The organism is Collinsella sp. TM05-38, from assembly GCF_003466445.1.
Taxonomy (GTDB): Bacteria; Actinomycetota; Coriobacteriia; order Coriobacteriales; family Coriobacteriaceae; genus Collinsella.
The window spans coordinates 66,358-89,242 of record NZ_QSPM01000006.1 but is presented as its reverse complement, the minus strand read 5'-3'; the positions used below and the strand labels follow the sequence as shown (position 1 = coordinate 89,242).

The 22,885-nt window shown below is 58.3% G+C and carries 21 protein-coding genes; 14 read left to right on the top strand and 7 right to left on the bottom strand.

Features of this window, described 5'->3' with window-relative positions:
• Positions 1 to 13: 13 nt before the first annotated feature.
• The gene (locus DXD49_RS04750; protein WP_117794355.1) at positions 14 to 2,263 is read right to left on the bottom strand and encodes a KUP/HAK/KT family potassium transporter; all 2,250 of its coding nucleotides are present in this window, start codon (positions 2,261 to 2,263) and stop codon (positions 14 to 16) included.
• A 140-nt stretch (positions 2,264 to 2,403) separates the two neighbouring features.
• The gene (locus DXD49_RS04745; RefSeq protein WP_117794354.1) at positions 2,404 to 3,315 is read right to left on the bottom strand and encodes a DMT family transporter; all 912 of its coding nucleotides are present in this window, start codon (positions 3,313 to 3,315) and stop codon (positions 2,404 to 2,406) included.
• A 118-nt stretch (positions 3,316 to 3,433) separates the two neighbouring features.
• Between DXD49_RS04745 and DXD49_RS04740 the strand changes: the two genes are divergently transcribed.
• Complete coding sequence (locus DXD49_RS04740) at positions 3,434 to 4,291, top strand: LysR family transcriptional regulator (protein ID WP_117794353.1); 858 nt, start codon at positions 3,434 to 3,436, stop codon at positions 4,289 to 4,291.
• A 202-nt stretch (positions 4,292 to 4,493) separates the two neighbouring features.
• On the top strand, positions 4,494 to 5,975 hold the full coding sequence (locus DXD49_RS04735; RefSeq protein ID WP_117734733.1) for an aminotransferase class I/II-fold pyridoxal phosphate-dependent enzyme: 1,482 nt from the start codon (positions 4,494 to 4,496) through the stop codon (positions 5,973 to 5,975).
• A gap of 75 nt (positions 5,976 to 6,050) precedes the next feature.
• Here DXD49_RS04735 and DXD49_RS04730 read toward each other — a convergent pair whose 3' ends face one another.
• A complete protein-coding gene (locus DXD49_RS04730; RefSeq protein WP_117734541.1) occupies positions 6,051 to 6,461 on the bottom strand; it encodes a peptide deformylase in 411 nt (136 codons plus the stop codon).
• 214 nt (positions 6,462 to 6,675) lie between these two features.
• On the opposite strand from DXD49_RS04730, the gene DXD49_RS04725 reads away from it, so the two are divergent.
• On the top strand, positions 6,676 to 7,569 hold the full coding sequence (locus tag DXD49_RS04725; protein WP_117794352.1) for a hypothetical protein: 894 nt from the start codon (positions 6,676 to 6,678) through the stop codon (positions 7,567 to 7,569).
• 65 nt (positions 7,570 to 7,634) lie between these two features.
• On the opposite strand, the gene DXD49_RS09645 is transcribed toward DXD49_RS04725, so the two are convergent.
• From DXD49_RS09645 to pdxS, 3 genes are all read right to left on the bottom strand, one after another.
• Positions 7,635 to 7,811: a hypothetical protein gene (locus DXD49_RS09645; protein ID WP_158557570.1), complete on the bottom strand. Its 177-nt coding sequence runs from the start codon at positions 7,809 to 7,811 to the stop codon at positions 7,635 to 7,637.
• A 184-nt stretch (positions 7,812 to 7,995) separates the two neighbouring features.
• Positions 7,996 to 8,583 (bottom strand): pyridoxal 5'-phosphate synthase glutaminase subunit PdxT, encoded by a 588-nt coding sequence (gene pdxT / locus DXD49_RS04720; protein WP_117743387.1) that lies wholly within the window; start codon positions 8,581 to 8,583, stop codon positions 7,996 to 7,998.
• 20 nt (positions 8,584 to 8,603) lie between these two features.
• A complete protein-coding gene (pdxS, locus tag DXD49_RS04715) occupies positions 8,604 to 9,494 on the bottom strand; it encodes a pyridoxal 5'-phosphate synthase lyase subunit PdxS (protein WP_117794351.1) in 891 nt (296 codons plus the stop codon).
• 145 nt (positions 9,495 to 9,639) lie between these two features.
• On the opposite strand from pdxS, the gene DXD49_RS04710 reads away from it, so the two are divergent.
• Complete coding sequence (locus tag DXD49_RS04710; protein WP_117794350.1) at positions 9,640 to 11,079, top strand: PLP-dependent aminotransferase family protein; 1,440 nt, start codon at positions 9,640 to 9,642, stop codon at positions 11,077 to 11,079.
• 537 nt (positions 11,080 to 11,616) lie between these two features.
• Positions 11,617 to 12,498: a hypothetical protein gene (locus DXD49_RS04705; RefSeq protein ID WP_117794349.1), complete on the top strand. Its 882-nt coding sequence runs from the start codon at positions 11,617 to 11,619 to the stop codon at positions 12,496 to 12,498.
• Positions 12,499 to 12,740: 242 nt separating this feature from the next.
• On the opposite strand, the gene DXD49_RS04700 is transcribed toward DXD49_RS04705, so the two are convergent.
• Positions 12,741 to 13,304: a ferritin family protein gene (locus tag DXD49_RS04700; RefSeq protein ID WP_070097113.1), complete on the bottom strand. Its 564-nt coding sequence runs from the start codon at positions 13,302 to 13,304 to the stop codon at positions 12,741 to 12,743.
• Positions 13,305 to 13,557: 253 nt separating this feature from the next.
• Here DXD49_RS04700 and DXD49_RS04695 point away from each other — a divergent pair, with 253 nt between their 5' ends.
• The 9 genes from DXD49_RS04695 to DXD49_RS04655 all read left to right on the top strand — a co-directional run bounded on the left by DXD49_RS04695 (position 13,558) and on the right by DXD49_RS04655 (position 22,834).
• Positions 13,558 to 14,778, top strand: a complete 1,221-nt coding sequence (locus tag DXD49_RS04695) for an iron-containing alcohol dehydrogenase (RefSeq protein ID WP_117794348.1) — start codon at positions 13,558 to 13,560, stop codon at positions 14,776 to 14,778.
• 8 nt (positions 14,779 to 14,786) lie between these two features.
• Positions 14,787 to 16,166 (top strand): aldehyde dehydrogenase, encoded by a 1,380-nt coding sequence (locus DXD49_RS04690; protein WP_117794347.1) that lies wholly within the window; start codon positions 14,787 to 14,789, stop codon positions 16,164 to 16,166.
• 91 nt (positions 16,167 to 16,257) lie between these two features.
• Positions 16,258 to 16,584: an HIRAN domain-containing protein gene (locus DXD49_RS04685; protein WP_117743393.1), complete on the top strand. Its 327-nt coding sequence runs from the start codon at positions 16,258 to 16,260 to the stop codon at positions 16,582 to 16,584.
• Between the two features lie 18 nt (positions 16,585 to 16,602).
• Positions 16,603 to 16,782, top strand: coding sequence for a hypothetical protein (locus DXD49_RS04680; protein ID WP_117743394.1), 180 nt, complete (start codon positions 16,603 to 16,605; stop codon positions 16,780 to 16,782).
• A 66-nt stretch (positions 16,783 to 16,848) separates the two neighbouring features.
• The gene (locus tag DXD49_RS04675) at positions 16,849 to 17,394 is read left to right on the top strand and encodes a metallophosphoesterase (protein ID WP_117794346.1); all 546 of its coding nucleotides are present in this window, start codon (positions 16,849 to 16,851) and stop codon (positions 17,392 to 17,394) included.
• Positions 17,395 to 17,467: 73 nt separating this feature from the next.
• Positions 17,468 to 18,304 (top strand): PRD domain-containing protein, encoded by an 837-nt coding sequence (locus DXD49_RS04670; protein ID WP_158553152.1) that lies wholly within the window; start codon positions 17,468 to 17,470, stop codon positions 18,302 to 18,304.
• Positions 18,305 to 18,645: 341 nt separating this feature from the next.
• Positions 18,646 to 20,094, top strand: a complete 1,449-nt coding sequence (locus DXD49_RS04665) for a PTS transporter subunit EIIC (RefSeq protein ID WP_117743397.1) — start codon at positions 18,646 to 18,648, stop codon at positions 20,092 to 20,094.
• A 78-nt stretch (positions 20,095 to 20,172) separates the two neighbouring features.
• Positions 20,173 to 20,937, top strand: a complete 765-nt coding sequence (locus DXD49_RS04660) for a ChbG/HpnK family deacetylase (protein WP_117743398.1) — start codon at positions 20,173 to 20,175, stop codon at positions 20,935 to 20,937.
• 139 nt (positions 20,938 to 21,076) lie between these two features.
• Positions 21,077 to 22,834 (top strand): DUF2130 domain-containing protein, encoded by a 1,758-nt coding sequence (locus DXD49_RS04655; protein WP_117743399.1) that lies wholly within the window; start codon positions 21,077 to 21,079, stop codon positions 22,832 to 22,834.
• Positions 22,835 to 22,885: the final 51 nt, after the last annotated feature.

Sequence of the window (22,885 nt, the reverse complement as noted above, 5' to 3'; positions counted from 1 at the left end):
ATTTGTGACGTCGCTAGAAGTTGGCGTCGTTGAGTTGTTCGTTCTCAAGACCGTCGAGCTGTTGCTGTTCGGGCGTATCGGCGACGCTCTCGAGCAGCTCGGTGGGATCGACGTTCATGTCCCTACCGGCCTCGTTGCCGTTGACCAAGTCGTCCGAGAAGATGTCGACTTCCATTTCCTCGGCCTCTTCGATCTGAACCTCGAGCGGCACCTGGGTACGCACGAGCTTAACGGCCGGGCGCATGCGGGCAAACAGCGGCACGTACTCGATGATGATGGCCGAGTTCTCAAGACCGTACCAGCGTGCCGGGCTTCCGCAGGCGCGGCGGACGGCGTACTTGATGGCCATCACGCGGTGGTCGTTGCGGTTGATGTCCGTTTCGGGGGCGAGCATCTTGCGCAGCATGCAAAAACGGAAGTCGCCCACGTTGCCGCGCGTCTCATAGATGGAGTAGGTGTGGTGCTGCGGCGGCAGCTCGCCCGATGCCATCAGGTCGCCAACGATTTGGCGCAGGTAGGCATTAACGCGCTGGTTGACCTTAAAGCCCAGGTCCAGGCGCACGCGGAACAAAAAGTCCGTGCCAAAGGTCTCGACGGAATACTCGTGCGTATAGGGCTCATCGGTGACATGCACGTTAATGAACCAGTATGCCTTGGCGCGCTTGGGATGTTTGTCCAGGATGGAATAGAGCACGTCGCGGTCGAGTGTGAGCGGATCGGGGCTGTTGGTGAGGAACACCAGGTTGTCGGCGAGCACGGGATAGGTCTCGTCGTTGCGCAGGCGGTTGAGCTGATCGATGTACTTGGAGACCGGCAGCAGGATCGTCTGCGTGCGCTCGATGGCGGTGCCGCGGCGCCACACATACATAAGGCCAAACAGCAGCGAGGCCAGGAAGATCATCACATAGCCGCCGTCAAAGAACATGGTAAGGCACGAGGCGAAGAAGCACAGCTCAATGGCACCGAAGAGCAGGGCGAAGACGCAGGCACCCAGCTTGTGCTTGAGAATGCCGGCGATATAGCTCGTCAAAAGCGTCGTGGTCATGAGCATGGTCACGGTGATGGCGAGGCCATAGGCGCTTTCCATGCGCTCGGAGTTCTGGAACAGCAGCACGATAAAGATGCAGCCGACCCACATGAGTTTGTTGACGAGCGGAATATAGAGCTGGCCCTTGGTGTCGCTGGGGTAGTGGATGCGCAGATGCGGCATAAGGTTGAGGCGCGTTGCCTCGGATACCAGCGAGAACGAGCCGGTGATGAGCGCCTGTGAGGCGATGATGGCCGCCACGGCCGAAAGCACGATGGCAAAGGGGCGTAGGGGCTCGGGGAGCATCATATAGAACGGGTTGACGATATCCATCGCGAGCATCTGGGGGTTGGAGTTATTGGCGAGTAGCCAAGCGCCTTGACCCAGATAGTTGAGGATAAGGGCCGCCTTAACAAACGGCCAGGATGCATAGATGTTTGCCTTGCCCACGTGGCCCATGTCCGAGTAGAGCGCCTCGGCACCGGTTGTCGACAGGAAGACAAAGCCGAGCACCATAATGCCCGAATGGTTGATGGGCGAGAACAGGAACATAATGCCGCGGATGGGGTTGAGCGCGCGCAAGATGGACAGGTTGCCGAGCATGTTGAACAGACCGGCGCCTGCCAGGAACAGGAACCACAGCGTCATGAGCGGGCCGAAGAGCTTGCCGATTGACGAGGTACCGGCGCGCTGCATGGCAAATAGGCCGCAGATAATGATGATGGTGATGATGATGACGTTGGTCTGGCCGTCGCCCAGCAGCGCATGGCCCCATTCGATGGTGCGCAGACCCTCGATGGCTGTGGTGACCGTGACGGCGGGGGTGAGGATGCCGTCGGCAAGCAGTGCCGCACCGCCGATCATGGCGGGCAGAATCAGCCATGGTGCCACCTTGCGTACGAGGCTGAACAGGGCGAAGATGCCGCCTTCGTTGTGGTTGTCGGCCTTCATGGCGATCAGCACGTACTTGACCGTGGTCACGAGCGTCATGGTCCAGATGACGAGCGAAAGCGCGCCCAGGATCATGTCCTCGCTGACGGTACCGATGCCGCCGTTGTTGGCGACGATTGATTTCATGGTGTACATGGGGCTCGTGCCGATGTCGCCATAGACGACGCCGAGCGTTACGAGCAGCATGCCAGCGGAGAGGGGGATGGCTCCGTGCCCGCCTTGCCCGCGCTGGTCTTGGAGGTTTGCCTCCAACTTGTTGTGTGCCACGTGGACTCCCTTAGACATCCGGTTATCTGTCCTGAGCAGATAACTTTTATGCCGTCTTTATACATACAAGAGCAGTTTGGCACATCGGGTATTTTTAGACAATAATCCCCAGCTGGGGATTATTTATGTACGTAGGTAGCATTTCAAAACAGGGGCTTTTAAGCGCGTACTGTCTGGGCGATACCGGCCTTGGCGCTTGCGCGCTTGCCAGCGAGTTCGCAAAAAATCGCGCCGCCGATGATAAGTGCGGTGCCCATCAGGCGGACTGGCGTTATAACTTCACCCAAAAGGACGGCGGAGAACACGACGGCCGAGAGCGGCTCGAGGTAGCCGACAACCGCGACGGTCTGCACGGGCAGCTTGGCGACGGCGCTAAAGTAGAGCAGGCAACCGATGCCGGTGTTGACGACGCCGAGCATAGCGACGGCGCGCCAATCGATGCCTGCGGCGATGCCGGGGGAGAAAAACGAGGGAGCGCCTTGGGTGACGAGCGTAAGGACCAGCGCGGTCACAAAGGCGGCGCTCAACTGGAGCGCGGAGTTCTCGAGACCCTCGATGTGTGGCGCACCCTTGCTAGCGATGACCATCAGCGCATAGCAAAATGCCGAGGCGATGCCGCAGACGATGCCCGCAATGGGCATGTTGCCGCCGAGACCTTGCGCTGCAATGAGAAAAGCGCCGCAGGCGACGGCGATAAAGCCGGCGATTTTGCTGCCGGTCAGTTTTTCGCCAAAGATAAACGGCGAGAGGGCCATGACGATGATGGGGCCGCAGTAGTACAGCAGCGAGGATACGCCGACGCCGATCGTCTGGTAGGCGCGGAACAGAAAAATCCAGCTGGCGCCCAGCGCGGCTCCCGAGAGAAGGAGTGCTGCGGCTTCGCGGGGACGAGATGGCGCCTGCAGCTTATGGCGTTGGGTGATAACGAGGATGGTGACAAGCGAGAGGGCTCCCAGAAAGGTGCGCAGCAGCACGATATCGGAGCTCGGCAGCGCGATGGCAGCGGCGATGATGCCGTTGGAGCCAAACAATAGCAATGCTGCTAAGTACGTAAACAGTCCGTTGTTCATGTGCTTCTGTCCCCTTTATATCCGAACATGTTCACTATGGGTGAGGTGGCTATAGAAGAAAAGCGAATATAATGCATGGATAACATGACAAAAACTCATGTAAAGGTGGAGGGGTGCCGTGGAAACGAATATTCAAAAGATGCAGGTGCTGCTCGAGACCGTGCGCGCCGGCAGTTTTACGCGCGCCGCCGAGCGGATGAGCTATTCGCAGTCGGGCGTGAGCCGTATGGTGGCCGATCTTGAGGCAGACTGGGGCTTTAAAGTGCTCGATAGAAGCCGCGAGGGCGTAGTGCTTTCTTCCGATGGGCGGCAAGTTATGCCGGCGGTCGAGGCGTTATGCGAGGAATTTGTTCGTTTGCAGCGACGGGTGGATGAGATGCGTGGGCTCATGCGCGGCAAAATCTGCATCGGTACGTTTTCGAGTGTGGCGACCCATGTGCTGCCGCCGGTGATTGCGCGCTTTCGTGCCGATCACCCGGACGTCGATTATGAGTTGCTGATGGGCGATTACTCGGAGATTGAGCAATGGGTGGCGGAAGGGCGCTGCGACCTGGGCTTTATTCCGCGTGAGCCCCGAGGAAACGGCATGACATCGCGGGCGTTGGTGCAAGATGAGCTGATGGCGGTGGTGCCGGCAAACTCTTCACTTGCCACTGCAAAGGCCGTTTCTCTTGCTGATTTTGCCAACGAGCAGTTTATTCTGCTGGAACGTGGCAGTGACGATGAGATTACGCCACTGTTCCGTCGTGCGGGCCTGGCGGTGCGCTCGAAGCTGTCAACCTGGGATGACTATGCGATTATGGCCATGGTCGAGGACGGTCTGGGTGCGAGCATACTTCCGGCGCTCATCTTGCGCCGCTGCCAGTTCGATGTTGCCGTGCGTCCGCTCGAGGGACATCCTCATCGGCTGATCAATGCGATATATCGCACGGCCGATGTTTCGCTTGCCGCCGCTCGTTTCCTCGAATACCTCTAAACGAGCGCACGTCGTTATCGCCTTGGGATAAATCTCGAGGTTTGGCTCATTTTATTTTTGAAATTGAACTTTTCGAAATAGCACGGCGTTATACTGCTGCCTAAATTGAACTCAGGTTCAATTCGTGTTCTACAAATTGAACTTTGCCAGCAAGGAGGTTCTAGTGGCCCAAGAGACGTTTAGCGATCGCCTGCGACAGGCTATGTCCGATCGCGACGTTCGCCAGTCGGACGTGATCCGCGCATCGGAGATGCTCGGCAAAAAACTCGGCAAGAGTCAGATGAGCCAATATGTGAGCGGCAAGACGATTCCGCGGCGCGATGTGGCAGAGCTGCTCGCCCGTATTTTGGAGGTCGATGTTACCTGGCTGCTCGCCAGTGACGCCGATCAAGGCGAGACATCATCGCCCCGCAACGTTTCCAAACCCGAACCCAACCCCTCGGCTCAAATTGCAAGGAGCGCCACCATGCGTACTTTTTCTAAATCCAGCAAGCTCGACAACGTCCTCTATGACGTGCGCGGTCCCGTCGTTGACGAGGCCGCCCGTATGGAGGACGAGGGCGAGCGCATTCTCAAGCTCAATATCGGCAACCCCGCGCCCTTTGGTTTTCGCACGCCCGACGAGGTCATTAAGGACATGCGCCAGCAGCTGCCCGACTGCGAAGGCTATTCCAACTCGCGCGGCCTGTTCTCCGCGCGCAAGGCGATCATGCAGTACTCGCAGATCAAGGGCCTGCCCAATGTTCAGATGGAGCACATCTACACGGGCAACGGCGTGTCCGAGCTCATTCAGCTTTCGATGAACGCACTGCTCGATAACGGCGACGAGATCCTGATTCCCAGCCCCGATTACCCGCTGTGGACGGCGTGCGCAACTCTTGCCGGCGGACATCCCGTGCACTATCTGTGCGACGAGCAGGCGGATTGGTATCCCGATCTGGAGGATATGGAGTCCAAGATCACGAGCGCGACCAAAGCCCTCGTGATCATCAACCCCAACAACCCCACGGGTTCCGTCTATCCGCGCGAGGTGCTCGAGGGCATCGTCGAGATTGCACGCAGGCATCAGCTGATGATCTTTGCTGATGAGATCTACGACCGTCTGTGCATGGACGGCTACGAGCACGTCTCCATTGCATCGCTTGCCCCCGACCTGCCCTGCGTTACGTTTAGCGGCCTGTCCAAGTCGCACATGATTGCAGGCTATCGCATCGGTTGGATGGTGCTTTCGGGCAACCAGCGCTGCATGAGCGACTTCATCATGGGCATCAACATGCTCTCCAACATGCGCCTGTGCTCCAACGTGCCGGCTCAATCGATCGTTCAGACGGCACTCGGTGGACATCAGTCCGTCAACGACTACATCCGTCCCGGCGGCCGTGTCTACGAGCAGCGCAACTTTGTGTATGAGGCGCTCAACAAGATTGATGGCATCTCGGTGGTCAAGCCGCGTGCGGCGTTCTACATCTTCCCCAAGATGGATGTTAAGAAGTTCAACATCACCGATGACGAGCAGTTTGCCCTTGACCTGCTGCACGAGAAAAAGATCCTGATCACGCGCGGCGGCGGCTTTAACTGGGCCGAGCCCGACCACTTCCGCATCGTGTACCTGCCGCGCATGGAAGTACTAAAGGAGTCGCTCGAGGACCTCGCCGACTTCTTCGATCACTACCGCCAGAGCTAGTGGGATAGAAGTTCCGCACTATGAAAAGCTCCCTGCAGTTGCTTGGCTGCAGGGAGCCTTCTTGAATTGGCGGAACTATATAACGATTCCTTGGCAGTGGTCGATTTCGTGTTGGATGATCTCGGCGGTGTAGCCTGAGAAGTTTTTGATGCGGTGGACAAAGCTCTCGTCCAGATATTCCACCTTAATGCGGCGATAACGAGTGCAGGGACGCTCGCCGACGAGCGAAAGACATCCTTCACTCGTCTGGTAGGCGTTGACCTTCTCAAGAATTTGAGGGTTGTACATGAGCAGCGCCCTGTTGTCGTCCTTTACGCAGATGATGCGCTTGCGTACGCCGATCATGTTGGCGGCAAGGCCCACGCACTCGTGCTCGTGTTCGTGCAGCGTGTCCAGAAGATCCTGCCCGGTCGCGGCGTCGTCGGGCCCCGCGTCTTCGGAAGGCAGGCGCAAAAAGAACTCGGATTTCATGATGGGCTTAATCATGGCGGGCTCCTTAAGGTGGATGCGTTTGGTTCGGGCCATGATACCGCGACATGTCGCATTAATGTGTGCACATAGATTCTGCAGCTAGATTGGATGGCGACACCATAAACTAATGGACGTTTTGCCGAGAGGCATGAATGTTTAAAGCGCAAAGAGTGCGCGACGGGCCCCGCGAATGGGGCGATGATGCCCGAGAGGGCCAAGAAGGAGTCTCATGTCCGAGAACGAAGAGATCATGAACGAGACCGAGAACGAGACCATGGCTGCCGAGGTTGAGGCAGTCGAGACCGTGGAGACCGAAGCTGCCGAGGTTGAGGCTGCTGACGAGGTTTCCGCCGAGGAGGAGGCCGAGGTTGTCGAGGCCGCCGCTGATTACGATGACGAAGAGCTGATGGACAAGATGCAGAAGGCCGCCCGCCTGCTGCGTAGCCGTCGCTTTGCTATTTCCAAGGAGGAGGAGGCCAAGGCCGAGCGCATGGCGAACATCGAGCGCGCTATCAAGCTTCTTGACCTCAAGCCCAAGATGGAGCAGAAGGAAATGTCCGATCTGCTGGGCATGCGCCTTCGCGAGCTCGATGGCCTGATGGCCGAGGCCGAGGCTGCCGATCTGGTCGGCCGCATCGACGACGCCGAGGGCGATATGCGCAAGATCGTTGTCTTCGCTGCCGAGGATGCCGCTGAAGGCCTGGTCGAGCTTGCCAATAAGAAGGAGAAGCTCCTGCCCGAGCTTTCTTACGGGGAGGCCACCGAGCTGATGGCCGCTCTCGATAAGGTTATCGCTCCGCTCGTCGCCATGGGCCTGGATGAGGACCGCGGTCCTCGCGGCGGCCGTGACGATCGTGGTGGCCGTGGCGGTGACCGTGGCGGCCGCGGCGGCTTTGGCGATCGCGGTGGCCGCGGTGGCGACCGTGGCGGTCGCGGTGGCGATCGTGGCGGCCGTGGCGGCGACCGTGGCGGTCGCGGCGGCTTTGGCGGCAACCGTGGTGGCTATGGCGACCGCGGTGGCAACCGTGGCGGCTTCGGCGGCAACCGTGGTAACGACCGCGGCGGTCGCGGTGGCGATCGTGGCGGCCGCAACGGCGGCGGCTTCCGCGGCAACCGCTTTTAGGGGTTACGCGGTTCTACGAACCGCGTAACTAGTTGACGCTACGCGCCACCCAGGGCGACAATTTGTCATTCAAAAGGCAAGGCATGACCAGAAGGTCTATGCCTTGCCTTTTTCATGCCAACTTGTTCGCCCTGGGCGGCGCTCGCTGGCGTTTCCGAAACATCAGCGTAATTGCTGTTGCCAAAATGATCTGTTGGGTAGCTTATTTCCGGCACTTGGGGACGTTCCTTTTCTGCTGGCACTTGGGGACACTCCTTGTGGTTGCTGGACGTTCTTGTTTGACTAGTTGTTTAAGAACGTCCCCAACGACTACATAGCATGAGAGTGGATAATCTCCCGGTTTGAGCCTGTATTCAAACTCAAAGTGGGAGATTATCCACTCTCATTTGTTGTGTGTCTGAAAATCCACGCTCGTTTCTACTCCGCCTACATTTGTAGGAACAGTTCGTGGAGGTGGGTGTCGTCGTCGAGTTCGGGATGGAAGGTGACGCCGAGCTGGTTGCCCTGGCGGGCGGCGACGATGCGCCCATCGACTTTCGCTAAGGCCCTGGCGTCGCCGTGGACCTCGACGATGCGGGGCGCGCGGATAAACGTCAGCGGCACTTCAGCGTCGATGCCGGCTACCTGCCCCTTGGTTCGAAAGCTGCCGAGCTGCCTGCCGTAGGCATTGCGCTCGACAAGTACATCCATGGTTGCCAAACGCGGCGTGCCCTTATCGTCGTGGGTGGCAAGATCGCGTGCCAAGAGAATCAAGCCGGCGCAGGTGCCCAGGACGGGCATGCCGTCCGCAATGCGAGCGCGAAGGTCCTCGAGCATCCCAAGCTCAGCAAGGAGTTTGCCTTGAACAGTCGACTCGCCGCCGGGGAGGACCAGACGGTCAAAGTCCTGCTTCAAATCAGCCGCCTGCCTCAGTTCAATACAACGTGCGCCCAGCTCGGACAGCCTTGCCTCGTGCTCGACAAAAGCACCTTGGACCGCCAGCACGGCGACCGTCTGGTCTGCGTAATCGCTCATGTGCGATCCTTTCTACCGGACTAGCGTCCGCGTTCCTCCATGATGATCTCGATCTCGTCGGCGTTGATGCCGACCATGGCCTCGCCTAGATCCTCCGAAAGCTCAGCGATGAGCCTGGCGTCGGTGAAGTTGGCCACGGCCTTGACGATGGCGGCGGCGCGCTTGGCCGGGTCGCCGCTCTTAAAGATGCCCGAGCCGACAAAGACGCCTTCGGCGCCCAACTGCATCATCAGCGCGGCGTCGGCAGGGGTTGCTACACCGCCAGCAGCAAAGTTCACCACGGGAAGCTTACCCGTGGCATGGATATCGCGCACCAGCTCGACCGGAACCTGCAGTTGCTTGGCTGCCTCAAAGAGCTCATCGTCACGCAGGGCGACAACGTCACGGATCTGCTTTTGGATCTTGCGCATGTGGCGCACGGCCTGGACCACGTCGCCCGTGCCCGGCTCGCCCTTGGTGCGAATCATCGTGGCGCCCTCGGCAACACGGCGCAGCGCCTCGCCCAGATCGCGGGCGCCGCAGACAAACGGCACGTCAAACTGGGCCTTGTCGATGTGGTAGACATCGTCGGCGGGGGAGAGAACCTCGGACTCATCGATGTAATCGATCTCGATGGCCTGAAGGACCTGCGCCTCGACGATGTGACCGATGCGGCACTTTGCCATGACGGGGATGGAGACGGCCTCCTGAATGCCCTCGATCATCTTGGGGTCACTCATGCGCGACACGCCGCCGGCGGCGCGGATGTCGGCCGGGATGCGCTCGAGAGCCATGACGGCGCAGGCGCCTGTCTTCTCGGCGATGCGGGCCTGCTCGGGCGTGGTAACGTCCATGATGACGCCGCCCTTGAGCATCTGCGCGAGCTCGCGGTTGAGTTTGACGCGATCGGCCTTGCTGGTCTGTTCTGCCATGGTCGCTCCCTTGATTGGCATGTGCATTGCTTGACGGAATATCCTATCGGGGAGCTGGGTATGGCGAAATACTCAGTTTTCGAGATAATAACAAGGTCAGACTAATACCAGATTGAATGACTCGATAAGGTCAGATGATAGACTCATGCTTGACTACAATTTGGAACAACGCGGCGAAGCGTCGCTCTATGAGTATGTTTACCAGCAAATTCGAGATGATATCGTTGCTGGACGCATTGCGGCGGGGGAGCATCTGCCGTCTAAGCGCGCCTTTGCCAGTCATCTGGGAATCAGTGTCATTACCATCGAGAATGCATATAGTCAGCTGCTTGCCGAGGGTTATATTCGCTCAAAGCCGCGTCGCGGCTACTATGCGTGCGAGCTTCCGGATGCACCGGTTTTGGCTTTGGTTACAGAGGATATCGACCGGGATACTGTCTCTATGGACCCCGGGGCGCATGACGCCGATGGACAGATCGAGCGATTCGATGCGCTTTCTCCTTCCGCTTTGGAGGCGGCTAGGCTTTGGCAAGGCGCGCTACGGGCAACGCTGACATCCGAAGACGAACGCGAGATCTTTTCGCCCGCACCAGCGCAGGGCACCGCTCGGCTACGACGCGCAATCGCTCGCCATCTGCGCGGGACACGGGGCATGAATGTTAATCCCGACAACATTGTTATCGGTGCGGGCGCCCAGCTGCTCGATACCATGTTGGTTCAGTTGCTTGGCGCGGACAAGGTGTATGCCGTCGAGGATCCGGGTTATTTGCGTCTGACACGCATCTATCAGGCTATGGGTTGCGAAGTTCGCCATATCCCGCTGGATGGTGAGGGCGTGGACTTGAGCGCTTTGCAGAAAACCGGAACAGATGTCCTTCACCTGATGCCGTCCCATCAGTATCCGACCGGCCTTGTGACGAGCATCGCGCGTCGCTATGCGCTGCTGAGCTGGGCTGCCGAGCGGCCAGACCGGTATCTCATCGAAGATGACTTCGATTGCGAGTTTCGCCTTGCTGGCAAGCCGATTCCCGCGCTCGCGTCGATCGATGCCGCTCAGTCGGTTATCTACACCAACACGTTTTCGAAGAGCCTTTCCTCGGCGTTGCGTTTGGCGTATATGGTCCTGCCCGATGACCTGATGGAGCGGTTCGGGCGCGACCTTGGTTTTTACGCCTCGTCGGTGAGCTCTGTTGACCAGGTCGCTTTAGCGCGCTTGCTGGAATCGGGTGATTACGAGCGACATGTGAACCGCGTGCGTGTTCGTGCTCGCGAGGCGCGTGATGGCCTGGCGGCGCTTGTACGGAAGACGTTTCCGGCGGGGGAGGTCTCGATCGAACATGCGGATGCGGGTCTTTACTGCATCGTGGTTGCGGAGCGTGGCGCGGGCGGAAGCTCTTTTACGCTGGCCCTCACGCGCTCGAGTATCCCTTTTATCGATATCAGTGACTGCTTTTGGTGTGCCGATGGCGCATCTGTCCCTGAAAGCTCGGCTCGAATCCTTGTCCAGTATGACGACTTGAGTTCAAATGCGCTAAACACCCTGGAATCACAGCTAATGGGGGTGCCCTCTAGCCTAAGTGAGTAGACCTTTAGCTCTTTGGCGACCAGGCAGTTTTGTAACAAGCTATCTACCTGCGGTTTTGAAAAGCAGGATGACCGGCCTGCTCGGGATGCTCCAAAAAGTCTACTCACTTGCCGCGCAAAGCTTCTCCATGAGAAAAAAAGGGGTTTTCAACAGGGCTTCGTCCAGTTCTTGGCAAGCTATTGGTCAGTTGGGGAGGGCTGTTGAAAACTTAGCGGTCCGCTCGGTGCCATTTTTGGTGCGTTCGCGCCAATGCGAGACTGTCTGGGTTGAAATTCGTGTTTTCCTGTGCCTATGAAGGATCTACTTTGTGACATATCGGCTTTTAGGTACTGGCGTTTGCCTCCTCAAGCTCTCGCTTTGTGTCCGCCACTTCCACGACCGGAAGAAGACCGGCAGCGATATGGCCTCGCCCGTAACCCGACGGCTGCGGTCGTGCTCGGCTTGCCGTTGCATACATTGGTTGGGACGAGAAATAAGCGGACTTGTCCTGCCAGCGTTAGGCAACGGCTGTTCCTTGGTGAGCTTCCTAGGGAATCCGTGCTGGAAACGGAACATGGGTTTTTGGTCACATCTCCTTTGCTGACGGCATTCATCATGTCGCGGCATCTGACGGATCTCCAGCTGCTTTTGGTATTGGCGGAGATGTGCGGCTTGTTTACGGTTTGTGCCTTGCCAGCAGCACTCGAGGCAGAGCTTTCGCGTGCAATTGAGTCGGGCGCGATTCCGGCAACCTTTGGTTGGGCACGTTGCCCGTCCGAGGACGGTGCCGCCTCAAATTTGTGGCGGCGCGACGCTTTGGTTTTGGGCGGAGACCTTGACCGTTTTTGTTCAGATGTTTGTGGGATGCGTTACGGCAAGCGATTTGTCGCGGTATCGCATCTCGTTCCACTGGGCGCCGCATCGCCTTTTGAGGTTGAGACGTATTTGTTGCTTGGGTTGCCACGATCCCTGGGAGGCGAAGGTTTTTGCGGCATAGAGCTTAATGTTGAAGTGATGCTAAGCACAAGTGCTCGATCGATTGTGGGAAAGTCCCGCGTATATATCGACCTACTGTTGTCTTCGCCGAACGGAAAGCGGCAGGTGGCCATCGAATGTCAGGGGAAGGCCTCGCACGGGCGAGCGGGGGATGGCTTGCGTGACGCCGACCGCATGACGGCGCTTCAGGCAATGGGCTACGATGTATTTCTCCTGACACACGGACAGATATCCGATGAGGATAGATTTCGCGCGATTGTTAAGGCCGTATGCAGGTTGCTCGATGTTGAATATCGCGATAAAAGCTCGGAGGAGCAAGGGGCCGAGGCGTTACTCCGGTCTGAGCTGTTCGTTGACTGGTCAAAACTGGGAGAAATCGACAAAAAGATACCCGTTAGATACAAAAAGGCCCGATCGTGGGCGGCTGCTAATCTAAGTGAGTAGACTTTTAGCGTGATGGCGACCAGATTGTTTTGCGGCAAGCTATCTACCTGCGGTTTTATAAAGCAATACGGGTGGTCTGCTCGACAAGTTCCAAAAAGTCTACTCACTTAGTTTTTGACGCGAAGCCGATGTCAAAGGTGTTCCTATTTTTGGGACGTTAACTGGTTCGCAAGACACGAAAAAGGCCCGAACCATGCGGTCCGGGCCTTATCGAGCTAGAGATTATCTCTCAGGCGATTGGCTTAGCCAAAGTAGCGCTTGAGCAGGCCGGCGAAAGCCTTGCCGTGGCGAGCCTCGTCGCGAGCCATCTCGTGCACGGTGTCGTGGATGGCATCGAGGCCAGCGGCCTTGGCGCGCTTGGCAAGATCGGTCTTTCCGGCGGTGGCGCCGTTCTCGGCCTCAACGCGCATCTCGAGGTTCTTCTTGGTGGAGTCGGTCACGACCTCGCCCAGGAGCTCAGCGAACTTGGCGGCATGCTCGGCCTCCTCGTGCGCAGCCTTCTCCCAGTACAGGCCGATCTCGGGATAGCCCTCGCGATGAGCGACGCGAGCCATGGCCAGGTACATACCGACCTCGGAGCACTCGCCTTCAAAGTTGGCGCGCAGGTCAGCAACGATATCCTCGGAGACACCCTCCATCTTGGCGACGCCCACGACGTGCTCGGCAGCCCACTCGAGCTGGCCCTCCTCCTGCTTCAGGAAACGAGAACCGGGAACGCCGCACTGGGGGCATTTGAAATCCTCGGGCAGCTGGTCGCCGTCGAACTCTTCCACATAACCGCAAACGGGGCAAACAAATTTCATGATTCGATCCTTTCGATCGATGGCGATGGAGCGCTCGTCCGGTCCCGTAAAGGCCCTCTCCGGACGCGCGTCTTGACGAGTTCTATTATCCATAAATGCAACCGAATGTGAAGCCTATTAGGAATGATTTTTAATAAAAAATTTTGAGCTTGTGAAGATGTTGATTGATTAACGATTGGCAGGCCGCCCGAGACCTCCGATGAGTACAATCGGTCGAGCAAATGTTGACCCATCAACAAATGAAGGAGCTTCCTTTATGCATCTAGCCCGTCGCGCCTGGTGCCGAACGTATCAGATGGTTTTTCGCATCGCATTGCCGGTGTTGCCCTATACCGAGCCGCATATTCTGGAGCATGCCGAGGATGTCCCCGCGGTGCTTCAAAAACGCTCGATACAGCGGGTTCTTATCGTGACGGATCCCGGTATTGCCCGTCTGGGGCTTACGGCACCGCTCGAGACGGCGCTCGCGTCCAAGGGAATCGGCGTTGCGATCTATGCCAAAACATCGGCAAACCCTACGGTCTCAAACGTGGAGGAAGCGGCGTCCCTGTATCGGGAGAACGCCTGCCAGGCCGTTATCGGCTTTGGCGGCGGCTCGGCCATGGACTGTGCTAAGGGTGTGGGCGCACGCATCGCACAGCCAAACAAGCCCATCAACAAGATGCGTGGCCTGCTGCGCGTTCATCGTCGCCTGCCGCTGCTCATCGCCGTCCCCACCACGGCAGGCACGGGAAGCGAGGTCACACTTGCAGCGGTCATTACCGATGACAAGACGCACTACAAGTACCCCATTAACGACTTTGTGCTTATCCCGCGCTTTGCGGTGTACGACCCCGAGTTTACGCGCGGCCTGCCCGCCTCCATTACGGGACAAACGGGTATGGATGCCCTGACGCATGCCGTCGAGGCCTTTATCGGCCGCAGCACCACGCCCTATACGCGCAAGATGGCGCGTCAGGCGGTACAGCTCATCCACGATTATTTGCTCGAGGCCTATGAGCACGGCGACAACATGTGTGCGCGCCACAATATGCTTTCTGCAGCGTATAAGGCGGGCGTTGCGTTTACGCGCTCCTACGTTGGATACGTTCATGCCATTGCACACAGCCTGGGCGGACGATACGGGATTCCGCATGGCCTGGCCAACGCCATCATCCTGCCGCATATGCTTCGCGCTTATGGTGACGCCGCCGCCCCCAAGCTCGCCGATCTTGCCCGCATGGCGGACATTGCGCCGGCTACCGCGCAGGACGGTCTTGCGGCCGAGGCCTTTATCGATTGGGTCGACCGCATGAACGTTGCCCTGGGTATCCCCAAATATGTGACAGGCGTTCGCCGCTCCGACATTCCGCAGATGGCGGCGCATGCCGATGCCGAGGCCAATCCCCTGTACCCCGTTCCGCTTCTAATGGACCGCTTGGAGCTCGAGCATATGTACGAAGTCGTTGCAGGTGGTATGTTTGAGGGCGAGAACTAGGAGGGCCCATGAACACCGAGGAAATCGCGCGCATCGTTGCCGATCAACGCGCCTATTTTAAGACGCATGCCACGTTTGATGTCGATGCTCGCCGTCGCGCGCTCGTGAGCTTGCGTGATGCGGTACAGGCGCACGAGGCCAATATTGCCCATGCGCTCAAGACCGATTTGGGCAAGTCGCACGACGAGGCATATATGTGCGAGATCGGCACGTCGCTTTCCGAGATTCGTCATCAGATTGCGCACGTGGCTCGATGGAGTCGCCCGCGCCTGCGCCCGTGTGACCTCGCCAACGCCGTGAGTGTGTGCAAGACGCAGGCCGTGCCCTATGGCGTTACGCTCATCATGGCTCCTTGGAACTATCCGTTTTTGTTGACGCTCGAGCCGCTTGCCGGCGCCCTTGCCGCGGGCAATACCGTGGTCATCAAGCCGAGCGCCTATGCCCCGGCTTCGAGCGCGGTGCTCAAGCAAATCTGCGAAGAGGCATTTGATCCGCGCCTGGTAACGGTTGTCGAGGGCGGGCGCGCCGAGAACGAAGCGCTGCTCGATGAGTGCTGGGACAAGATTTTCTTTACCGGTAGCGTTCCGGTCGGCAAACTCGTCATGGAGCGGGCAAGTAAAAACCTTACGCCCGTGACGCTCGAGCTGGGTGGGAAGAGTCCCTGCATCGTAGATGCAACGGCAAACTTGAAGGTCGCGGCACGGCGTATCGCCTTTGGAAAATGGCTCAACGTGGGGCAGACCTGCGTGGCGCCCGACTACCTGCTGGTCGATAGACGCGTGCACGACGAGCTGCTGGGCCTTATCAAGGAGGAAGTCCGCCGTATGTTTGGCGAGCATCCGCTCGACAACGAGGATTACGGCCATATCGTCAACGCCAAGCACTTTGCGCGCGTGCGCGGGCTGATCGATCCCGATAAGGTTGTGCTTGGTGGCGCGGCGCGCGAGATGTCGCTCAAGATTGAGCCGACGATTCTGGATGGCGTGACCCCCGATGACGCCGTAATGCAGGAGGAGATTTTCGGCCCCATCTTGCCGGTGCTGACGTTTGAGAGCCTGGATGAGGTCGAGGCGTTCATCGAGAATCGCCCGACGCCGCTGGCCCTGTACGTCTTTAGTCAGGACCGTGCGGTTCAGCAGCGCTTTGTGCGCTACGTGCCCTTTGGCGGCGGCTGCATTAACGATACGATCATGCACCTGGCCACGAGCCATATGGGCTTTGGCGGCATGGGCGCGAGCGGCATGGGGCAGTACCATGGCCGCGAGAGCTTCGATACGTTTAGCCACAAGAAGAGCATCGTGAACAAGGCAACCTGGCTGGACGTGCCGTTTCGGTATGCGCCCTACGCAAGCTGGAAACACAAATTCGTGCGCATGTTTGTGCATTAGAATCAGATAAGGATGAATTTATGTCCGCACGGGCCCGTAGACTTCTCGATAAGGTCAAACGCTGGTTTATCCGGCCGTTAGAGGAGTTGCCATGTACGAGCCTTTACGTGTGCTTCTGTCGTTTCATATCGCGGGATTTCAATATGCCGACGGCGCTTTGGTCCTAGGCGATCTTAAAGCGGGCGATAAGCTGACGCTGTGCGCCGAGCGCGATAATCCCCATGACCCCGAGGCGGTTGCAATCTACTACGGCAACACCAAGCTTGGCTATGTTCCGGGAAACGAGGTCGGCCCGCTGTCCTTGATGATGTATTACGGCCACGAGGACGTATTTGAGGCCCGCGTGCAACAGGTTGCCCCCGAGCGCAGCCCGTGGCATCAGGTACGCGTTGGGCTCTATGTGGTGGATGCTCGCTAGTCGGCAATGGAGGCTGCCATGTTTGATGACGATGACCTGTTCGATCTGACAGATGATCCGTTTGAGTGGGATATGCTACTCGATGACGGTGAGTTGGAACAGGACCGTAGGAAACGGCAGGACAAGAAAACTCAGAGTGACGCTTCGAAAAAGCAAGACAAGCGCCGCCGCGGACTGTTCGGCGGGCTCTTTGGATAACCGCTGTATCGCTACGTCTGTATACTTAGCACGAGTTGAACACGTTGCGAAATGAGGGCATAGACGATGATGTGGTTTACCGCCGACCTGCACTTGGGCGATACGAATATCTTGCACGACATGGATCGACCGTTTGATTCGGTCGAGGAGATGAATCGCAAGGTCATCGATGCCATCAATGAGTGCGTGGCTGTGGATGACCGTCTCTACATTCTGGGTGACTTTACCTATCGTTTGCCCCTGGCGGAGGCGGTGCGCCTGCGCGAGCGTATTGCCTGCCAAAACGTGACGCTCATCCGTGGTAACCATGACGGCGATTGGGAAGATCCCGACGTGCCGCAAATTTGGGAAGACGTGCGTGATTATCTGGAGATTGCCCCCGGCTATGCCAAGGGCCATCGTCTGGTTATGAGCCACTACCCCATGCTTAGCTGGAATGGCAAGGCGCGTGGCGCCATCATGCTGCACGGGCATATCCACAGCAGGGGAGACCGCACCAACGCGCGCAACCGCGATCGCGAGCGCCCCATTTACCGCTACGATGTGGGCCTCGACGCCAATGACTACAAGCCCGTAAGCCGCGATCAAATCCTTGGCTTTTTTGGACTGTAATTAGAAGTGCAGGTAGAATGAACGCGCCGTGTGGATGGTCTACACGGCGTGTGTTTGCAGGAACGGTGATTCCATGAGGGCTATCCAGCGCATTAACCACAACGCTGCCATCTGCGAAGATGGTGCGGGGCGCCAGCTTATCGCGTTGGGTCGTGGTATCGGCTTTGGCGAAATGCCGCACGAGGTCGATCTTGACGTTATTACGCGTACCTTTTACGGCATCGATCCAAAGTATCTGGCGTTCATCGACGAGGTCGACCCCGAGGTGCTTGAGTTTTCTGCTCAGCTGGCAGATATTGCGACCGGACAGCTTTCGTACGAATTGAGTCCTAATCTGCCCATTACGCTGGCAGATCATATCCAGTTTGCTATTAAGCGCGCCCGCGAACATATGGTGGTGTCGTTGCCGCTCAAACGCGATCTGGAGCAGCTGCATCCCATTGAATACCGCTTGGGCGAGCTGGCTGTTCGTGGCATTAAGAAAACTTTTGCCGTTCGCATGCCCCAGAGTGAGGCCGCGGGTATCGCCATGTCGATTATCAATGCGGCGATTAAGCCGAGCGAGCGGCGCGTGCTTGCCGAGCAGCACGAGGAGCATCTCCTCGATATGACGGTTGCGATTATTCAAGAAGAGTTGGGCGTGACAGTCGATCGCTCGTCGTTTGCCTTTACTCGCTTTGCCACCCATGTGCGCTATCTGCTCGATCGCGTGGCAAAGAAAGAGCCGATTGACACCGAGAATTCCGGTCTTTACGACGTGCTCGTGGAGCAATATCCTGCGGCATCGCGCTGCGCCCATCGTATCGACGCTCTGATTCAAGAGGCCTTTGGCGAGCCATTGGCCCAAGAAGAGCTCGTCTATCTGATCATGCATGTGAATCGCGTGGCTCCTGCAAGCTTGAATAAATAGGGTCTCTGGCGTTTTATTTCCGTCGTAGTGACCGTTCGCGGACTGTTTGCTACCGTTCGTCGGCAATCTGAGTCACGGAGAACGCATCTGCCGCATATACTCGCCGTGTGTTGGGTGTTACTCACGGCGCAGCTCCGAGAGGCACTACCGATTCTGTCGAGGCCCCCATTGGGTCTCTGTCGGTTGTGCGCGGGGCTTTTTTCATGTCGATCCACCCGGGAATCACATGTAATCAAATCTCTTGCCAACGGGCATCGCGTGCTGCGCAGGCGCGAGCAGAATCGTGCGTCTTGGCGCTGTGAAACCCCACGGGCTTTTAGTTGGAAGAGAAGGGATTCGACATGGCTGTCGATAACAAGAAGATTGCCGAGGACGTGCTTGCTGCCATCGGCGGCGCCTCCAATGTAACGAACGCGACGCACTGCATGACCCGTCTGCGTCTGAACCTTAAGGATCAGTCCATCCCCAATGACGATGAAGTTAAGAAGATCAAGGGCGTACTGGGTGCCCAGTGGTCTGGCGGCCAATATCAGGTCATCATCGGTCAGAACGTACCGAAGGTCTACGACGCCGCCATTGCGCTGGGAGTTAAGGGCGAAGGCTCCATTGACGAGAACCTCGATGGCGGCGCCAAGGAGCCGCTGACGCTCAAGACTGCGGGCAGTAAGACCCTCAACTACCTGTCCAAAACCATGGTCATGACGATCCCCATTATCATGGGTGCTGCCATGTTCCGTACTATCGCCGTGGTTTGCGGTGACGGCATGCTCGGCATTTGGTCTGCCGATTCCGACATCTACAACTTCTTCTACAACTGGATTTACAACGCCGGTTATTACTTCCTTCCCGTTTATTTGGGTTGGGCTGCTGCGAAGCAGCTTGGCTGCAGCCAGCCGCTCGGCATGATGCTCGGCGGTGTGCTCATTGCTCCTGAGTTCATGACGATGGTCAACGCTGCAGCGGATTCGGGCGTAACGACCACCATGGTCTACGGCGTGCTGCCGGCCCAGCTGAACAACTATTCCTCCACGGTGCTCCCCATGGTTCTGTCCATGCCGGTACTCATGGTCGTCGAGAAGTTCATGAAGAAGGTCGTTCCCGACATGCTCTCTACGGTGTTTGTACCCGTGGGCACCATGGCCGTCATGATTCCCGTTTCGCTGTGCGCTTTGGCTCCGATTGGCTCCATCCTGGGCAGCATGGTCGGCAACTTTATGTTCGGTCTCGGTAACGCCGGCGGCATCGTCACCATCCTCTCCCTCGTCGTCATTGCCGCACTTTGGGAGTTCCTGGTTATGACCGGTATGCACCAGGTCCTGCTTGCCCTTGGTATTGTGCAGCTGCTCACCCTGGGCTCCGACTCTTGCGTTATGGTCGCGGCCGGTATCGCTCAGTTCGCTACGTGGGGCATGGCCTTCGGTGCCTTCCTGCGCCTTAAGGAGACCGACGAGAAGGGCGCCATGCTCGGCTTCTCGCTCTCCGGTATCGTGGGCGGCGTGACGGAGCCCGCACTGTATGGCTGTGGCTTTAAGTACACTCGCTGCCTGGGCGCCATGGTTGCCGGCGGTGCTATCGGCGGTTTGATCGCAGCCCTCACCAATGTGACAACGTATGTTCTGGGCGCGACCAATATTCTGGGCGTCACCGGCTTTGTTGCTGGCGGAACGGCTAATCTCGTCTGGGGTTGCGTTGCATCGGGCGCTGCATTTGTTGCCGCCGCTGCCATCGCCTACCTCTTTGGCTTTAGCAAGGATCAGCTCGAGGAAGATGTTGCTGCCGCTAAGGCTTAAGACATCTGTTTAGGTAGGATAATTACCTGGGGCACTTGGCTACACTCCAAGTGCCCCTTTCCATAGATTGGAGTCGTTATGAAGCAATTGCTTATTCGTGCCGATGATATCGGTTATTCGTATGCTGTTGACCTGGGGATTGCCCGAAGCGTCAACGAGGGCCTGGTGCGCTCGGCGGGCCTTATGCCAAATATGCCCGAGGCCGAGCGTGGGTGGTCGCTCGTGGCGGATGCCGATATTGCAGTGGGCCAGCATACCAACGTGTGCCTGGGCAAGCCGTGCGCCGATCCGGCGCTCATCCCGAGCATGCTCAACGAGAGCGGCGAGTTCCATAGCAGCCGTACCTTCCGTGAGCATTTTAAGCGCGGTGAGGAGCTGATAGACTTCGACGAGGCCTGCATCGAGATCCGCGCACAGCACGACCGTTTTGTCGAGATTGTGGGCCGCGAGCCCGATTACTTTGAGGCCCATGCCGTCATGAGCGAAAACCTTAACCGAGCGATCTCGGCGGTTGCCCAGGAGCTGGGCCTTAAGGAGCAAAAGGCAAGCTTCGACCCCACGGCGGTGGTGCATTGCGGAGATACCGACCTGCGCATGGTGATGCATTCGATGGAGCCGGGCTACGAACCCAAGGACTCGATTATGCAGACGGTTCGCGAGATATCCGACGGCGAGACGGTCGTCTTTGTGTGCCACCCGGGCTATCTCGATCGGTTTATCCTCGAGAACAGCTCGCTTACGACCGATCGTACCAAGGAAGTCGACGCGCTGATCGACCCTGAGCTGCGCGCTTGGCTCGGGTCTCAACCTGATCTTCGCCTGGTCGACTATCGCGACCTGTAGTGACCCATGCCACCACAAAGGGGACAGGCACCTTTGTGGTGGTTCTGGCGCTGTTGCCATTATGGCGGCGGCGCCTTTTTTGTCCGTGCGGCGCGGTAGAGTGTATTCGGTTGATATTTGCGTCCATCGAGGAGCTGCCATGAACGAGATTAAGTGCCCGCATTGCGGCGAAGTTTTTAAGGTCGATGCGTCCGGCTATGCGGATATCGTCAAGCAGGTGCGCGATACCGAGTTCTCGCACGACCTGGATGAGCGTGTGAAGGCGGTCCAGCGCGAGGGCGAGCGGGCGCTGGAGCTTGAGCGCTCGCGTTCGGCGGCCGCTTTGCAAAAGGCGGAGTCCCAACGTAACGCCCAGCTTGTCGAGCAGAAGAATGCCGCAGCTCAACAGCTGGCGCAAGAGGTCGCCAAGCGCGATGCCGAACTTGCCGAGCTGCGCGCCAAGCTCGAGGGCGCTGCTGCAGAGCGCGAGAGCGCAAGCCAGCGCGCGGCGGTAGAGGCCCGCGCCGATGCTCAAAAGGAGAACGCCGAGCTCCAGCGCGAAATCGACAGCTTGCGCGCACAGCTGGGACGTAAGGATGACGAAGCCAAGCTTGCCGAGTCGGCGGTGCGTAACGCTGCTCAAAGCGATCTGGCCGCACGCGATGCGCAGATTGCCGAGCTGCAGGCCAAGCTTGCCGCGGCGGACAAGGCCCAGGAGATGGCGCTTGCCGCGGCCGCGGCCGAGTCGCAACGCGCGCTTGATGCTGCTCGCAGCGAGGCTGAACGCACATTTGCTGACTATCAGGCGAAGGTGCAGGAGAAGTTTTCCGCCGCAAAGGCTCAGTCTGAGCAGGAGGCTGAGGGCCTGCGCGCCCAGCTGCGCGAGCAGGAGCTGACAGCAAAAATGAACCTGTCGGAGGCGGTTGCCGCGGCGGAGCGAGAGCGCGACGAGGCGCGTGCCAAGCTGACGAGCGAGCTGGCGGTGCGCGATTCGCGCGAGGAGCAGGCCAAGGCGGCACACGAGCTCGAACTTGCGCAGACCAAGCGCGCGAACGAGGAACTGATTCGCTATAAGGATGAAGAGATTGAGCGCCTTAAGGACATGAAGGTCCGCCTGTCCACCAAGATGGTGGGCGAGTCGCTCGAGCAGCACTGCGAGACCGAGTTTAACCGCCTACGCATGACGGCGTTTCCCAACGCGTACTTCGAGAAAGACAACGATGCGTCCGAGGGCACCAAGGGCGACTTTATCTTCCGTGAGTGTGACGCGAGCGGCAACGAGATCATTTCGATTATGTTCGAGATGAAAAACGAGAACGACGAGACCGCGACCAAGCATAAGAACGAGGACTTCTTTAAGAAGCTCGACCACGATCGTCGCCAGAAAGGCTGTGAGTACGCGGTGCTCTGCACGTTGCTCGAGCCCGAGAGCGAGCTTTATAACGCAGGAATCGTGGACGTGAGCTATCGCTACGAGAAGATGTACGTGATCCGCCCACAGTTTTTCATTCCCATGATTACGCTGCTGCGCAACGCCGCTATGGGTTCGCTTCGCTATAAGCAGGAACTGGCGGAGTACAAACAGCAGAATATCGATGTCACGAACTTCGAAGCCAAGATGGAGAAGTTCAAGGATGGCTTCTCGCGCAACTACAACCTGGCGAGCAAGCAATTCGAGTCGGCAATCAAGGAGATCGATGCCGCCATTAAGCAGCTCGAGAAGACCAAGGACGACTTGCGCCGCAGCACCGAGAACCTACGCTTGGCCCACAACAAGGCCGATGAGCTTACCATTCGCAAGCTCACATGGGGCAACAAGACCATGAAGACAGCGTTTGACGAGGCGCGCGAGGCTGCGCCAGAGTCAAGCAATGAGCCGGCCGAGGCGGATTCGTATGAGGTTGAGGATGCCGAGTAGGGCATAGTCGATAGCGCAAAAGCGGGGCCGCTGGCGATGTTGCCGGCGGCC

Excerpts from the sequence above, each read along its gene's own strand:
- DXD49_RS04750 (WP_117794355.1), bottom strand. The coding sequence starts at position 2,263 with ATGTCTAAGGGAGTCCACGTGGCACACAACAAGTTGGAGGCAAACCTC.
- DXD49_RS04745 (WP_117794354.1), bottom strand. The coding sequence starts at position 3,315 with ATGAACAACGGACTGTTTACGTACTTAGCAGCATTGCTATTGTTTGGC.
- DXD49_RS04735 (WP_117734733.1), top strand. The coding sequence starts at position 4,494 with ATGTCCGATCGCGACGTTCGCCAGTCGGACGTGATCCGCGCATCGGAG.
- DXD49_RS04730 (WP_117734541.1), bottom strand. The coding sequence starts at position 6,461 with ATGATTAAGCCCATCATGAAATCCGAGTTCTTTTTGCGCCTGCCTTCC.
- DXD49_RS04725 (WP_117794352.1), top strand. The coding sequence starts at position 6,676 with ATGTCCGAGAACGAAGAGATCATGAACGAGACCGAGAACGAGACCATG.
- pdxT (WP_117743387.1), bottom strand. The coding sequence starts at position 8,583 with ATGAGCGATTACGCAGACCAGACGGTCGCCGTGCTGGCGGTCCAAGGT.
- pdxS (WP_117794351.1), bottom strand. The coding sequence starts at position 9,494 with ATGGCAGAACAGACCAGCAAGGCCGATCGCGTCAAACTCAACCGCGAG.
- DXD49_RS04710 (WP_117794350.1), top strand. The coding sequence starts at position 9,640 with ATGCTTGACTACAATTTGGAACAACGCGGCGAAGCGTCGCTCTATGAG.
- DXD49_RS04695 (WP_117794348.1), top strand. The coding sequence starts at position 13,558 with ATGCATCTAGCCCGTCGCGCCTGGTGCCGAACGTATCAGATGGTTTTT.
- DXD49_RS04690 (WP_117794347.1), top strand. The coding sequence starts at position 14,787 with ATGAACACCGAGGAAATCGCGCGCATCGTTGCCGATCAACGCGCCTAT.
- DXD49_RS04685 (WP_117743393.1), top strand. The coding sequence starts at position 16,258 with ATGTACGAGCCTTTACGTGTGCTTCTGTCGTTTCATATCGCGGGATTT.
- DXD49_RS04680 (WP_117743394.1), top strand. The coding sequence starts at position 16,603 with ATGTTTGATGACGATGACCTGTTCGATCTGACAGATGATCCGTTTGAG.
- DXD49_RS04675 (WP_117794346.1), top strand. The coding sequence starts at position 16,849 with ATGATGTGGTTTACCGCCGACCTGCACTTGGGCGATACGAATATCTTG.
- DXD49_RS04670 (WP_158553152.1), top strand. The coding sequence starts at position 17,468 with ATGAGGGCTATCCAGCGCATTAACCACAACGCTGCCATCTGCGAAGAT.
- DXD49_RS04665 (WP_117743397.1), top strand. The coding sequence starts at position 18,646 with ATGGCTGTCGATAACAAGAAGATTGCCGAGGACGTGCTTGCTGCCATC.
- DXD49_RS04660 (WP_117743398.1), top strand. The coding sequence starts at position 20,173 with ATGAAGCAATTGCTTATTCGTGCCGATGATATCGGTTATTCGTATGCT.
- DXD49_RS04655 (WP_117743399.1), top strand. The coding sequence starts at position 21,077 with ATGAACGAGATTAAGTGCCCGCATTGCGGCGAAGTTTTTAAGGTCGAT.